This is a genomic window from Dietzia lutea (assembly GCF_003096075.1).
Lineage (GTDB): Bacteria > Actinomycetota > Actinomycetes > Mycobacteriales > Mycobacteriaceae > Dietzia > Dietzia lutea.
In genome coordinates this window covers 3586745-3599476 of the sequence record NZ_CP015449.1, presented here as the reverse complement: position 1 = coordinate 3599476, position 12732 = coordinate 3586745, and the positions used below count along the sequence as shown (strand labels likewise).

Below are 12732 nucleotides of genomic sequence, written 5' to 3'. Positions count from 1 at the left end.
TCACTACCCGAACGCATGCGGGTGCAGCTCGCGGGCGATGGTCTCCACCGAGGTCGCCATCCGCGAGCTCTCGAAGAAGTCCGCCAGCGGCACCACCACGATCCGGTCGTCCCGGATGGCCGGGGTGGTGGCCATGATCGGCTGCGCGCGCAGGTAGGCGATCTTGTCCTCCGCGCTGGTCGCGCCGTAGTCCAGCACGACGATCGCCTCCGGCTGGCGCTCGCCCAGGACCTCCCACGTGGTCTTGGGGTACGGCTTGTCGCCCTCGGAGAAGATGTTGTCCGCGCCCGCGTACTCGCCGATCAGCTGGCCGATGCCCACCCCGCCGATCGTCATGGGCTCGGCCTCGCCGCTGTCGTAGAAGAACGTGGGGATGCCGGTCACGCCGGCCGCGTCGAGCGCGGTGCGGACGTCGGTGAGCTGCGCGCGGATCCGGTCGGTGAGGTCGCGGGCGCCCTGCTCGACGCCGAGGACGCGGCCGAGCTGGGAGAAGTCCGTCTCGAGCATCGACAGGTCGGGGAAGCCCTCGCCGCAGTACTCCGAGAACAGAAACGTGTTGATGCCGGCGGCCTCGAGGGCGTCGCGGCTGCGTCCCTCCTTCTCGTCGAACGCGCTGCGCATGCCGGCGACCACGAGGTCGGGCTCGAGGTCGACGATCTGTTCCCAGGTGGGGTACTCATCGGCCAGGGAGGGGATGGCGTGGAACTGGTCGGCGACCTCGGGCAGCACGTCGTTCTGCTCGCCGTAGCCCATCCCGACGATCCGGTCGCCCGCACCCATCTGGATGAGGGTCTCCGTGACGTGGTCGTTCATCGAGACGATGCGCTGCGGCGGCTCGGTGTAGGTGGCCTCGCGCTCGCAATTGGTGATGGTGACGGGTTCGGCGAAGGGCTCGACCGTGCCGCCGCTCTCGAGCGCCTCACCGCGGGAGCAGCCGGCGAGCGCCAGGCCGGCCACGAGCAGCGCGGCCAGCGCGGTTCTGGGGTGGTGACGGAACATGATCAGACCTCGGATCGTGTCGTGTGGTCGACGAACACGGCAGACCCGCAGGACGGCAGGCGTCGACGACGCCACGTCACCTGACAGGACTCCGGATCGCAGACCTCGGCGATGACTTATTGAGTCAGGCCTCCGGGCAGGCGATCGGGCTCGCCGCCACTCGTCGTGGCGGCACACCGTTGCGGGTCAGCGCCGGATTCTCACCGGTCTTCCCCTGCGTCCGGAAGTCAGTAGTGCGTGATGAGCATAGGCCCACCGCGTCGCGCGGAGGTAGTCGTCCCCGGTCAGCCACCCACGTCGGCGGCCAGCGCCGCCAGCACCTCGATGTCCGCGGAACGGCGATGGGCCGGCCACGCGAGGACCGTGGTGATCTCAGGGGCGTCGACGACGGGGACCGCCGCATGCCGGGGCCACTGCCACGCGCGGCTGGAGGCGGGGATCACCAGAAGAGCCCTTCCCAGCGCGACGAGATGGGCGATCGCCGACTGCGTACGCACCTCCGGCCCGGGCCCCTCCGGATAGGTGCCGTCCAGCCGCGGCCACCGGGCCAGCGGCAGGTCCGGGACGTACCGGATCCCCTCCATCCCCAGCTCGGTCCGGGCGGCGAGCGGGTGGCCCGCGGGGTTGATCGCCACCTGACCTTCGGTGAGGAAGTCGCGGGTCTCGAATCCGGCGAGGTCGTCGACCGGCCGGTGAATGATCGCCACGTCGGCGCGACCTCGGCGGAGCAGCCACGACTGCTCGCCGACCTCGCACAGGAGCACCTCGACGTCGGAGAGGTCGCCGCGTTCGGCGACCGCGGCCAGTAACCGCTCCACCACTTCGAGTGAGGCACCGGCTTTGGTCGCCAGCACCAACGCGCGCCGACCGACGGCGGCCATCCGCGTCCGCCGGACCGCGGCCTCGGCCGCGTCGAGCACGCCCCGCGCCTCCGTGACCAGCACCCGTCCGGCCTCGGTGAGGTCGGCGCCGCGGGGAGTGCGTTCGAGCAGCTGCGTACCGAGCCGGACGCGCACGGCCGGATCACATGCGTAGCGCGTCACCTCATGCGTAAAGGGGACCGAAGCACCGACCTCACCTGGCGGCTGCGGTACAGCGACACCTATCGCGGAATGACCAGCGCGTGGCGGATCGAGAGACGAGAGATCCGTATAGACGTGATCGAACTGCGTGAAGTAAGCGGATCCGTTCGTGACGCGCCGGAGCCCGTGTCGCCCGAGGAGACCCTTAGGACGACGACGAGGTCGGCGCCTCGGACAACTGGGCGGCCAGCGCGTTGATCATGGTGGCGGCCAGTCCGGCCACGGCGGGTCCGTCCAGCTCCGAGGAGTCGGTCTCGTCGGAATTGAGCCAGACGGACAGCAACTGCGTCACTCCGCCGACCACGAACTGGGCGGCGTGTCCCACGTCCACGGAGGACTGCACCGACGCGCCTGCGGTCGCGGCGGTGATCCGGGCGAAGAACGCGGTGGACTCCTGCCGTTTCCGCGAGATCAGCGGGTTGTCGATCCGGTAGGAGAACAGGATGTGTCCCGCACGAGGATCCTTCTCGAGGGTCTCGACGAGGGCCGTCATGGCGCGCTCGATCTGCACGGGGAGGTCGTGTGGTGTGGCGAACGCCAAGGACACCGTTTCGGCGATACCGGCGACGCAGGTGTCGTACGCCGTTTCGGCGAGCTCGTCGGTGGAGCTGAAGTTCTCGTAGAAGTAGCGCGAGGTGAGCCCTGTGCGTGCGCACAGTCCGCGGACGGTGAGCTTCTCCCCGGCGATGAGGGTGTCGATGGCGGCGTCCAAGAGGTTCTGGCGACGCGCGGCCTCGCGTTCGGCCGGCGACAGTCCGCCGTACACCCGTCCCGCCCTGCTATTGTCCGCCACCGCGGCTCCCGCCTCGCTCTCCGTCCGCTCCCGCGTCGCCGCTCCTGTCGGCGTTGCCGATCTCTGCTGACGCTAGCAGTCGGGCGAGGCCCGAGGACGCCCCGATTCGATCTGACTACGCTCTTGATCAGATCGCCGTACCGGCCTACAGTGTGTGCCACGCCACCGAGGGCGCCGACCAGGAGCCCGGCCCAACCGCGAAGGACGGACATCATGACCGCGGTCCACCACTCCGCCGAATCCGGTTCCGACGCCCCGGCCGCGCCTGCACGTTCCGTGCCCGCACGAACCGGGTCTCGACGCGCGCGGCTGAACCCGGCCGAGCGTGATCTCACGCAGATCGACTCCCTGCTGGAGTTGTCCACGGGCCTGTGGCCGTGGCTGCCCGGGGCCAACGTGATCATGCAGCTGGCCAATCCGGCGGTGGGGTACGGCGTGTTCGAGAGCCGGGTCGAGTCGGGGCGGGTGGACCGGCACCCGATCAAGCGTGGTCGCACGACCGGGCTGTACCTGGCGGTGGCGACCATCGGGAACGAGTCCGACCGGGCCTTCATTCACGACGAGGTCAAGAGGATCCACTCCCAGGTGTTCTCGACCCCCGAGTCCCCGGTGCGGTATTCGGGCAATTCGCAGCAGCTCCAGCTATGGGTGGCGGTGTGTCTCCTGCGGTTCTTCGTCGACCAGTACGAGTTGTTGTACCGCGAGCTCACCCCGCCGGAGCGCGAGCACGTCCTGGCGTTGGGCAGGCCCCTGGCGACGGTCCTCAACGTGAGCCCGGACGCGTGGCCGGAGAACTGGCAGGCGTACGAGGAGTACTTCCAGGAGGGCATCGAGGCCGCGCAGATCGACGCCCCGGTCCGCGAGATGCTCGACGACCTCGTCCGGTTCGGCCCGGTGTCGGGAAAGCTGCTCGGGGCGGGCACCGCGCTGCACCGGCTGGTGGGTCCGGCGAACCACTCCTTCACCCGGTTCGGTGTGCCGCAGCGGACCCGCGAGGAGATGCACTGGGAGATCAGGCCCGCTGATCTGCGTCGCAGGCGCCGGATCAGTGCCGTGGCCCGCGCCGGCGACGTGCTGCTGCCGACACCGCTGAAGGTCCTGTACACCGTCGCCCTGTGGGATATGCGGATCCGCAGGGCGCTGGGGATCGCGGTCTTCTGACCCCACGGGGAAACTCGTCCGGTGGTCGCGGGTCGACGCTTCGACCACGGTGGAACGAGCCACAGAACGAAGGTCGTCGACCGCTGACGTAGGAGGTCTTCTCGTGCCCGACGTGATCTTCCCCCTCGATCCGAACCGGCCGTTCGACGACCAGGACCTCATCGGCCACAGTCGTTGGCATCCGGAGATCCCGCCGGTGGCGGCGGTCCGGCCCGGCCAGACCTTTCGGGTTGAGTGCCGGGAGTGGTTCGACGGCGCCATCAAAAACGACGACTCGGCCGAGGACATCCTCCGGGCGCCGTTCCACACCGGGCACAAGCTGAGCGGACCGTTCGCAGTGGAGGGCGTGAAGCCAGGGGATCTCCTCGTCGTCGACATCGTGGACATCGGCCCCACCTCCACTGACGAGCTCGGCCCCCTCGCCGGCCAGGGCTGGGGGTACACGGGGATCTTCTCCCCGCGCAACGGCGGCGGATTCCTCGGCCACCACTTTCCCGACGCCTACAAGGCGGTCTGGGAGTTCGGCGGCGGGCGCGCCACCACACGCCACATCCCCGGCGTGGGATTCGAGGGTGCGCCGCACCCGGGTCTCATGGGGACCGCGCCGTCGGCCGAGCTGCTCGCCAGGTGGAACAAGAGAGAGGCCGCGCTGGTCGCCACCAAGCCGCTGCGCGTCCCGCCGCTCGCGCTGCCGCCGCTGCCCGACGGCGCGCTGCTCGGTCATCTGGCGGAGGACGACGCCCCGCGCGTCGCCGCCGAGGCAGCGCAGACCGCACCGCCACGCGAGAACGGCGGCAACCAGGACGTCAAGAACCTCACCGCCGGCAGCCGGGTCTACTATCCGGTGTTCGTCGACGGCGCGAACCTGTCGGTAGGGGACCTGCACTTCTCGCAGGGCGACGGCGAGATCACCTTCTGCGGCGCCATCGAGATGGGCGGGTACATCGACCTGCACGTCGACGTGATCCCCGGCGGCATGGACACCTACCGTGTCCACGAGAACCCGGTGTTCGTCCCCGGCGGGGCAGGGCCCCGGTACGACGACTGGATCTCCTTCTCCGGCATCTCCGTCACCGAGAAGGGCAAGCAGCGCTTCCTCGATCCGTACCTGGCCTACCAGCGGGCCTGTCTCAGCGCGATCGACTACCTCACCAGCTTCGGTTACACCCGCGAGCAGGCCTACCTGCTCATCGGCGCCGCGCCGGTCGAGGGGCACCTGTCGAGCGTGGTCGACATCCCCAACGCCTGTGCGACGCTGTACATCCCCACGGCGATCTTCGACTTCGACGTCAAGCCCGGCGTCGACGGCCCACACCGCGTCGGACCCGGTGTGGACGTGCCGCGGGCCGAGGCGTCCCGACTGCCCGACGACGAGGTCCTGCGGGCGATCCCCAAGGACAAAAGCGCGCTCCTGGCGTCGGCGAGGCGGCTGGCCGGGCAACGGGTGCGTCCGCTGCGTGAGGCGATCAGCCGCATCTGGCGCTAGCCGGCGGGTGCGCTGCCGACGGGTACGTTGCCGGCGGATGCGTCGCCGACGGGTGCGTTGCCGACGGGTGCGTTGCCGACGGGTGCGTTGCCGATGGGTGCGTCGCCGGCCGCGCGCCGGCACGCCCGCGGCGCCCATCCGCCGGATCAGCCCCGCAGCGGAAACGCGCGGATCACGTTGAGAACCCCCAGCACCAGCAGCGAGACGGCGAAGAGCCACCAGAGGAAGCCCGCGCCCCACACGGGAGTGGAGAGCAGCGCGAACCCGGCGAGTACGGAGATGATCGCGAAGACGATCGTCAACGCGGTGGAGCCGGTGTCGCCGAGGGTGAACAGCGCGGTGAAGCCCTCCACGATCCACAACACGCCGATCATGACGGTCACGAACAGCGCCAGGAAGAGCGCCGACTCCTGTAGTGACGCGAAGGCGTAGGCGCCCGCCATGATGAACAACAGCCCGAGAAGGGCATGCCCGATCCGGCTGCCCGTCCCGTGGCGCTTGGCGAGGATCGCGACGGCGACATAGACGATTCCGCCGGCGATCGCGTAGACCGCGAGCACGCCGGTCACGGCGACGGCTGTCTTCACGGGCCACACCAGGACCGCCACTCCGAAGCCCACGGCGATCAGGCCGCCGATCAGGAGTGCGACGCGGAGCGGATTTACCCGGCGCCGGGCGTCGGGGGCGGTCGGAGTGGGCGAGGCGGTCCGGGCAGCTGACATCGCGGTGGGCTCCTATCGGCCGAGGCGCGCGAGGATCCCGTTGCCGGTTCGGCGCCGAGGGATGAGTGCGTCCTCCATCTAACGCCGCCCGCGCTGCCGCTGAGAGCGGTTTCAGCATTCATGCCGGGACCCGCGCCGCGGTCAGCCGATCAGATCCGCCTCGTCGGCGGCCACGGGCCCGCCCAGCTCTCCTGTGCCGTAGCGGTCGAGCACCGCTCGGGACTGCGCGCCCCAGCGGGTGTGCGCGGCCTGCCGGCTGATGCCGGCGGCCCGGCCGATGGTCTCCCAGGTGACGCCCCATCGGCGGAGCCCCACCACCGAGTCGAGGGCGTCGACCCCGGTGGCGTGCTCGATCCGGAACGCGAGAACCTGGACGGCCACGTTCCACTGATCGAGCTCGGACTCGACGTCTGGGCGGGGACCGAGAAGGGACTGGGCTTGCACGAAGGCCTCGCTCGCCGCGGCGGACGAAGCGGTGCGGACGGCATCGTCCACCGGGGCTGCCAGCGCCGCGGCCAGGGGGCCTGGCGAAGAGTGATCGTTCATGCCGTCAAAGGTAGGCTGACAGAATGGTTGCTGTCAACGTTTGGTTGACGCACGGCTGGTCGGCGGCAGTGCCGAGAGGCCGGGTTGCTTCTCGCGCTGGACCTCGCGCAGTTCGCCGGTGGAGACGTCGTAGACGAATCCGCGCACCGCGGTGCTGTGCAGCAGGAACGGGTCCGACTCCACGCGGGCGATCGACTGGCGGGCATCGGCCTCCGGGTCCGGGAACGGCTCGGGCGCCCAGTGCGGCCGCAGTCCGTGGGGTGGATGAGGACGATCTCCTCGGTCCCGAGCAGGCGCTGGCTGATGGTCAGCGACCGCACGACATCGTCGGTGACGACCCCGCCGGCGTTGCTGATGACGTGGGCGTCTCCCTCGGTCGGGCCCGGCAGGCCGTACGGGTTGAGCCGGGCGTCCATGCGGGCCACGACGGCAGGCGGACGAGCCTACGCGGCGACTCCGCTCGCCTCTGGCCGACCGGGGGCGGTGTTGTTCATGCAGTACATGCGGGCCCTCTCGGAGACGGGCTTGCCGTGGCGGAGGGCGCTGGCGGTGTCAAGGGCGAACCACAGCTGGGCGATCACGTCGCGGGCGGCGCGGAACAGGGTCATGGGAATCCCTCCTAGGGGGCGAAGGGTGGGTATACAGGTCTGTGAGCCTCGGCTGCAGATTAGGTATACAGACCTGTAAAGTCAAGGGTGATATGACTGCCGACTTTCCTGACCTCAGCGACCTGACTCCCGGGGCGCAGCAGATCCTCGACGTGGGCTCGGAGCTCTTCTACGAGCAGGGCATCCACGCGGTCGGGGTGGACACGATCGCCGCCGAATCCGGAATCTCGAAGCCGACCCTCTACAAACACTTCGGCTCCAAGGACGGGCTCGTGGTGGCCTATCTCCTCAATCGCCACCGTTGGTGGTGGAGGTTGTTGGAGGAGGAGGTGGAGCGCGCGGAGAGCCCGCGCGCTCTGGCGATCTTCGATGTCTACGCCGCCGACCACGGAAACGCCCGGCGAGGCTGCGCATTCCTCAACGCCGCCGCCGAGCTGCCCGAGGACCACCCGGCGCACGAGGTGATTCGCTACCACAAGCACTCAATCTGCGACCTGCTCGAAGATCTGGTCAAAGAGGATGCCGCGCCGGACATCGACCACCGACTGTTGGCCAACCATCTGTTTCTGCTCGTGGAGGGCGCGTTCGCGCACCGCCCCATCTACGGGACGGAACTGGTGTGGCAGGGCCGCGCAATGGCCAGTCGGCTGTTGTCCGGGCCCGGGATCGAGGGCCAGCCGGCCCGGGGGCAGGCGGGCGCGCCACCACGGTGACTGGTCACCCTGCGTGGCCCGCCCCCCGGGGCGGATCAGGCGGGGGCGCGCAGCGGCGCCTCGTGCACCTCGCGGTCGAACTCCGGAAGCGGCTCGGCCTCCCGCAGGACCCGGGCGATCGCCGGATCCGCCAGGTGCATCCGGCCGATGGAGATGAGATCGAACTCGCCGCGCTCCATGCACTCCACGACCGAATCGATGTTGTCGGCCGCCACGGCCGCCTTGCCCGACTTCTGCTCGCGCAGGGACGTCCCGATCCCCACGCCGCCCACGGCGCCCGCCGGCTTACCCGTGAGCCTGCGGGCCCACCCGGCGAGGGTCACCTTGCCGTCGTCACCTTCCAGGTCGGGGAACGCCGGGTCGTTGAACCGCCTGGTTGACGCGTCGAACAGGTCGACGCCCGCCTCGGCGAGCGCGCCGAGGTAGACGCCGAGCTCCTCGGGGTTGGTGGCCTTGAGCACCGTGTAGTCCTGCTGCGTGTGCTGCGAGAAGCGGTAGAACAGCGGCGCCTCCGCGCCGATGGCCTCGCGGACCGCCACCACCACCGCTGCGGGGAAGCGGCTCCGCGCCGCCAGGTCGCCGCCCCACTCGTCGGTGCGGCGGTTAGTATCGGCCCAGACGAACGCGTCCAGCAGGTAGCCGTGGCCGCCGTGCAGGGTGACCCCGTCGAACCCGGCCTCGAGGGCATACCGCGCCGACCGGGCGAAGGCGCCGATCACGTCGGCGATGTCCGACTCGGTCATCGGCTCCACCGCCGGCGACCAGCGCTCGATGCTCCGCTCCGAGTACGTGGTGACGCCCGGCGTGCCCCACAGACCCGACGGGCGCATGGGGTGCATCGCCACGAGGCGGTCGCGGTTCTCGCGATCGAAGCGGGCGTTGGCGCCCCACAGCGGACCGACGTGCCACAGCTGCGCCATGATCCGGCCGCCCGCGGCGTGCACGGCGTCCGTCACCACGCGCCACGCCGCCACGGACTCCGGACCGTCGAGGCGCGGGATCGCGGAGTGGTCGACCGACGTGGGGTGGTCCACGCCGATGCCCTCGGTGACGACCAGTCCGGTACCGCCCGCAGCGCGGGCCGCGTAGTAGTCCCGGTTGATCTCGTCGGGCAGCCCGCCCGGGCAGTCCATCCGCGTCATCGGCGACATGACCAGGCGGTTGGCCAGGTGCAGGGAGCGGACGTCAAGCGACCGGAACAGGGCTTCACGACCGGCGGCGACCAGCGGAGTCATGATGCGAGACCTCGTGCTTCTCGGTGTGGCGACGAAGGCGGAGTCCTGATTCGGACACGCTCGCCGTTGACAGACGTCAAGTCTAGACGTGGTAATTGAGGAAACCAAGTGAATGCTTGCTTGGTGGCTGCGGACGCGCGCGGGCTGGGCGCCGAGACGATGTGGGAGCGTGAGGATGACGGGACAGATCTCCCTGAGCAGTGGGGAACAGGCGCTGGCGATCGAGGAGATCACGCGCGTGTTCGCCGCCCGTCTGCGGGCGCTCGACGAGAAGCGGTGGGACATCGACCCGACGCTCCACACCGACGACGTGATGAGCGAGACCTGGGGCGGACTGCCCGAAGACAAGCAGTCGAAGACCCAGGGCACGGCCAACCGCGTGGTGGGGCCGGAGGCGGTGACCGCGGCGATCCGCGGGATGCTCGGTGGCCCGACCCACGTGACGACGTCCATCACGGGCACTCCCCGGAGATCGAACTGACCTCCGACACCACCGCCGCTACCACGAGGAATATCTGTGCGTGGACGGGCGGTGGCTCATCAGCTACCGGCGCCTGACCCGCCTCCGCGAAGACCACAGCCCCGGGTTCTTCGATTACATGCCGGCCCTTTGACCTTCCACATCCCAAATGCCTGCGGTCAGCGCGAGAGGCGGCGCGACAGGTGCTCGCGAAGGTCCTCGAAGTGGCGCTCCGCCGAGGCCTCGTCGTACATCGACGTATCCGCCATCGAGTAGCCGTGCGGAGCGCCCGGGTAGACGGCCTGGTCGAGCGCCACTCCGGACTCGCGGGCGAGGGAGGTGATGGCGTCCATGCCCTCCGGCGGCATCGAGGGGTCGTCGTCGGCGTGACGCAGCAGGACCGCGGCGCGGGTGGTCGCCAGGCTCCGGTGCGGACTGTCCGGCTCCTCCGTGACCAGGCCGCCGCCGTGGAACCCGCCGACCGTCTGGATCCGATCAGGGTGGTCCCCGCCCGCGCGCATCGCCAGACGCGCGCCCATGCAGTAGCCGATGACCCCGACGCCGCCCGCGACCCCGGGCAGCGCCGTCAGCGCGTCCAGGTAGGCGGCGGTGTCCAGGCGGGACAGCTCGGAGGTGAGGCTGTTCATCCGCGGCACGGCCGTCTCGAGGTAGCCGTCCCGCTCGCCCGGTTTGCGCAGGTCCGTGGTGGGTTCGAGCTCGTCGGCGGTGCCGGACCGGTAGAAGACGTTCGGCACGAGGACCACGTAGCCCCAGTCGGCGATGCGGTCGGCCATCGCGCGGATCTGCGGCCGCAGGCCGAAGATGTCGGGGAACATCAGCACGCCCGGCAGGTCGTGGTCCGCGGCCGCGCGGCGTGAGACGAACGCCTCCGCGGTCCCGTCGGCAGTGTCGATGCGCAGGTCTACGGTCATGGCGGCTCCCGGTGTCGCGGTCGACTCTCCTCTGTCCGTCCCGACCGTACCGCTCGCCGCCGCGCGGGACCGGCAGGTCGGCCGCGGCAGGGCTCGGTCCGGCTGCGCGCCCGGCGTCCCGCTCAGCCGCGGGCGGCGCGGACCGCGTCCCGGGCGTCGCGTGCCGTGTCGCTGTCGAGTGCGATCCGGGCGAACTCGCGGCACTGCTCGAGCGTGACCCCGGCCAGCGCGGCGCCGACGTGGGGGAGGGCGGCGGTGGCCACCGACAGCGAGGTGACGCCGAGTCCGAGCAGCACGCAGGCGAGGTCCGGGTCGGCCGCGGCCTCGCCGCACACACCCGCCGGGATCGACCGGCCGTCGGGGGCGCGGCGGGCGGCATCGGCGACCGTGCGGATGAGCCGCAGTACGGCGGGCTGCCAGGGATCGGTGAGCGCGGCCAGGTCCGGGGACATCCGGTCGGCGGCCATGACGTACTGGGTGAGGTCGTTGGTGCCGACGGAGAGGAAGTCGACGTGGGGCAGGAAGCGGTCCACCGCCACGGCGACGGACGGCACCTCGACCATGATCCCGGGCGTGAGGCCCCGGCTGCGGCAACGGTCGGCGAAGTCGCGGGCCTCGTCGACGGTGGCCACCATCGGCGCCATCACCCACGGTGAGGACTGCGCGCCGCCGACCTGCCGGCCGGCCGCCGCGAGGGCGTCGAGCTGGCGGTCGAGCAGTCCACGATCGAGCAGGTCCACGCGGATGCCGCGCACGCCGAGGGCGGGGTTGTCCTCCTCGGTCATTCCGGCGAACGCGAGCGGCTTGTCCGAGCCGGCGTCGAGGGTCCGGGTGACGACGCGCGAGTCGGGGAAGGCGCCGAGTACGCGGGCGTAGAGCGCGACCTGCTCGGCGTGGGTCGGCTCGTCGGCCCGGTCGAGGAACGCCAGCTCGGTACGGAACAGGCCGATGCCCGCGGCCGGGCCGGCGCCGGCCGCCTCCGCGCCGTCGCCGTCCTGGACGTTGGCGAGCAGGGAGACCGCGTGACCGTCGGCGAGGGCGGCGGGCCCGGTCCAGGTCGCGGCCGCGGCGCGGTGCCGCCGGTCGGCCTCGGCCGCCGCCGCGGCCGGGCCCTCCTCGGGCTCGACGGTGACGGTGCCCGCGGCGGCGTCGACGAGCACGCGGGTGCCGTCGGCGACGGCGGACAGGCCGTCCGCGGCGACCATGCAGGGAATGCCCAACTGGCGGGCGATGATCGCGGTGTGCGAGGTGGGACCACCGTGCTCGCACACGATCGCCAGCACGAGGGCCGGGTCGAGGCCGGCGGTGTCGGCGGGGGCGAGGTCGTCGGCCAGGAGGATGCCGGGCTCGTCGAAGGCGGGGATCCCGGGCTCGGGCAGGCCTCGCAATTCGGCGACCACCCGGGCGCAGAGGTCGCGCAGGTCGGTGATGCGCTCGGCCTGCCGGCCACCGATCTTGGCGAACTTCGCGGCGAAGCTCTCGGTGGCGGCGACCGCCGCGGCCTCGACCGCCGCCCCCTTCTTCAGCTCCTTGGTGACCTCCTTCGCCCAGCCGCGGTCGCGGGCGAGGACGGCGTTGGCGGTGAGCACCTCGGCGCTGACGCCGGTCGCAAGGGCGGCCCGTTGGTCGAGGCGGCGGGCGACGGTGGCCGCCGCGGCCGCGAAGCGCTCTCGGCCGCGCTCGACCTCGCGCTCATCAGGCGCCGGCGCGCCCGCCGAGCCGCCGGCCTCGGCCGCCGACCCCGCATCCGACGAGCCGCCCTCGGCCGTCCCCGCGCCCGCCGACGCCCCGCCCGCCGACCCCGCCGCGGGATCGAGCGCCTCGGGCCGCACCACCCACCGGGCGGGCCCGTGGGCGAGTCCGGCGACCACGCCGGTGCCGCGGATGACCGCCCCGGCCTTCGACTGCTGCGTCATTGGGAGCTCCTAGCGGACCGGGCGCCCGCGCCCGGCCGATCGAGTGGTTCTGTGATGAGACTAACTAAGACCGCTTGAC

12 protein-coding genes, 2 pseudogenes and 1 riboswitch are annotated in these 12732 nt (G+C 71.1%); of the genes and pseudogenes, 4 read left to right on the top strand and 10 right to left on the bottom strand.

Features of this window, described 5'->3' with window-relative positions; all coding sequences use genetic code 11:
* Positions 1-3: 3 nt before the first annotated feature.
* From A6035_RS16565 to A6035_RS16555, 3 genes are all read right to left on the bottom strand, one after another.
* Positions 4-999, bottom strand: coding sequence for an ABC transporter substrate-binding protein (locus A6035_RS16565; protein ID WP_108848840.1), 996 nt, complete (start codon positions 997-999; stop codon positions 4-6).
* A 127-nt stretch (positions 1000-1126) separates the two neighbouring features.
* A riboswitch (cobalamin riboswitch) is annotated at positions 1127-1213 on the bottom strand.
* 70 nt (positions 1214-1283) lie between these two features.
* A complete protein-coding gene (locus tag A6035_RS16560; RefSeq protein WP_235026640.1) occupies positions 1284-2015 on the bottom strand; it encodes a LysR family transcriptional regulator in 732 nt (243 codons plus the stop codon).
* A 211-nt stretch (positions 2016-2226) separates the two neighbouring features.
* On the bottom strand, positions 2227-2874 hold the full coding sequence (locus tag A6035_RS16555; RefSeq protein ID WP_159149430.1) for a TetR/AcrR family transcriptional regulator: 648 nt from the start codon (positions 2872-2874) through the stop codon (positions 2227-2229).
* Between the two features lie 213 nt (positions 2875-3087).
* On the opposite strand from A6035_RS16555, the gene A6035_RS16550 reads away from it, so the two are divergent.
* A complete protein-coding gene (locus A6035_RS16550) occupies positions 3088-4035 on the top strand; it encodes an oxygenase MpaB family protein (protein ID WP_108848837.1) in 948 nt (315 codons plus the stop codon).
* Between the two features lie 103 nt (positions 4036-4138).
* A complete protein-coding gene (gene fmdA, locus A6035_RS16545) occupies positions 4139-5521 on the top strand; it encodes a formamidase (RefSeq protein ID WP_108848836.1) in 1383 nt (460 codons plus the stop codon).
* Between the two features lie 146 nt (positions 5522-5667).
* Here fmdA and A6035_RS16540 read toward each other — a convergent pair whose 3' ends face one another.
* The 4 genes and pseudogenes from A6035_RS16540 to A6035_RS18330 all read right to left on the bottom strand — a co-directional run bounded on the left by A6035_RS16540 (position 5668) and on the right by A6035_RS18330 (position 7397).
* Positions 5668-6243 carry an HdeD family acid-resistance protein gene (locus A6035_RS16540; RefSeq protein WP_108848835.1) on the bottom strand — a complete coding sequence of 192 codons (576 nt, stop codon included), beginning with the start codon at positions 6241-6243 and terminating at the stop codon, positions 5668-5670.
* 141 nt (positions 6244-6384) lie between these two features.
* Positions 6385-6789: a hypothetical protein gene (locus A6035_RS16535; protein WP_108848834.1), complete on the bottom strand. Its 405-nt coding sequence runs from the start codon at positions 6787-6789 to the stop codon at positions 6385-6387.
* Positions 6790-6822: 33 nt separating this feature from the next.
* Positions 6823-7220 (bottom strand): annotated as a pseudogene (locus A6035_RS18905) (beta-class carbonic anhydrase); the annotation flags it as partial.
* Positions 7221-7232: 12 nt separating this feature from the next.
* Positions 7233-7397: a hypothetical protein gene (locus tag A6035_RS18330; protein ID WP_159149761.1), complete on the bottom strand. Its 165-nt coding sequence runs from the start codon at positions 7395-7397 to the stop codon at positions 7233-7235.
* A gap of 92 nt (positions 7398-7489) precedes the next feature.
* Here A6035_RS18330 and A6035_RS16525 point away from each other — a divergent pair, with 92 nt between their 5' ends.
* Positions 7490-8110: a TetR/AcrR family transcriptional regulator gene (locus A6035_RS16525; RefSeq protein WP_108848833.1), complete on the top strand. Its 621-nt coding sequence runs from the start codon at positions 7490-7492 to the stop codon at positions 8108-8110.
* 35 nt (positions 8111-8145) lie between these two features.
* Here A6035_RS16525 and A6035_RS16520 read toward each other — a convergent pair whose 3' ends face one another.
* Entirely contained in the window at positions 8146-9345 is a 1200-nt protein-coding gene (locus tag A6035_RS16520) for an oxidoreductase (protein ID WP_108848832.1), read from the bottom strand.
* A 175-nt stretch (positions 9346-9520) separates the two neighbouring features.
* Between A6035_RS16520 and A6035_RS16515 the strand changes: the two are divergent.
* Positions 9521-9959 (top strand): annotated as a pseudogene (locus A6035_RS16515) (nuclear transport factor 2 family protein).
* Positions 9960-9984: 25 nt separating this feature from the next.
* Here the strand turns inward: A6035_RS16515 and A6035_RS16510 are convergent.
* Together A6035_RS16510 and A6035_RS16505 are read right to left on the bottom strand one after the other, a co-directional pair.
* A complete protein-coding gene (locus A6035_RS16510; RefSeq protein WP_108848831.1) occupies positions 9985-10737 on the bottom strand; it encodes a dienelactone hydrolase family protein in 753 nt (250 codons plus the stop codon).
* Positions 10738-10859: 122 nt separating this feature from the next.
* Positions 10860-12653 (bottom strand): putative PEP-binding protein, encoded by a 1794-nt coding sequence (locus A6035_RS16505; protein ID WP_108848830.1) that lies wholly within the window; start codon positions 12651-12653, stop codon positions 10860-10862.
* Positions 12654-12732: the final 79 nt, after the last annotated feature.

What these genes read in the sequence shown, in the direction of transcription:
- A6035_RS16565 (WP_108848840.1), bottom strand. Translation starts at nt 999, where the DNA reads ATGTTCCGTCACCACCCCAGAACCGCGCTGGCCGCGCTGCTCGTGGCC.
- A6035_RS16550 (WP_108848837.1), top strand. Translation starts at nt 3,088, where the DNA reads ATGACCGCGGTCCACCACTCCGCCGAATCCGGTTCCGACGCCCCGGCC.
- A6035_RS16540 (WP_108848835.1), bottom strand. Translation starts at nt 6,243, where the DNA reads ATGTCAGCTGCCCGGACCGCCTCGCCCACTCCGACCGCCCCCGACGCC.
- A6035_RS16535 (WP_108848834.1), bottom strand. Translation starts at nt 6,789, where the DNA reads ATGAACGATCACTCTTCGCCAGGCCCCCTGGCCGCGGCGCTGGCAGCC.
- A6035_RS18330 (WP_159149761.1), bottom strand. Translation starts at nt 7,397, where the DNA reads ATGACCCTGTTCCGCGCCGCCCGCGACGTGATCGCCCAGCTGTGGTTC.
- A6035_RS16525 (WP_108848833.1), top strand. Translation starts at nt 7,490, where the DNA reads ATGACTGCCGACTTTCCTGACCTCAGCGACCTGACTCCCGGGGCGCAG.
- A6035_RS16520 (WP_108848832.1), bottom strand. Translation starts at nt 9,345, where the DNA reads ATGACTCCGCTGGTCGCCGCCGGTCGTGAAGCCCTGTTCCGGTCGCTT.
- A6035_RS16510 (WP_108848831.1), bottom strand. Translation starts at nt 10,737, where the DNA reads ATGACCGTAGACCTGCGCATCGACACTGCCGACGGGACCGCGGAGGCG.
- A6035_RS16505 (WP_108848830.1), bottom strand. Translation starts at nt 12,653, where the DNA reads ATGACGCAGCAGTCGAAGGCCGGGGCGGTCATCCGCGGCACCGGCGTG.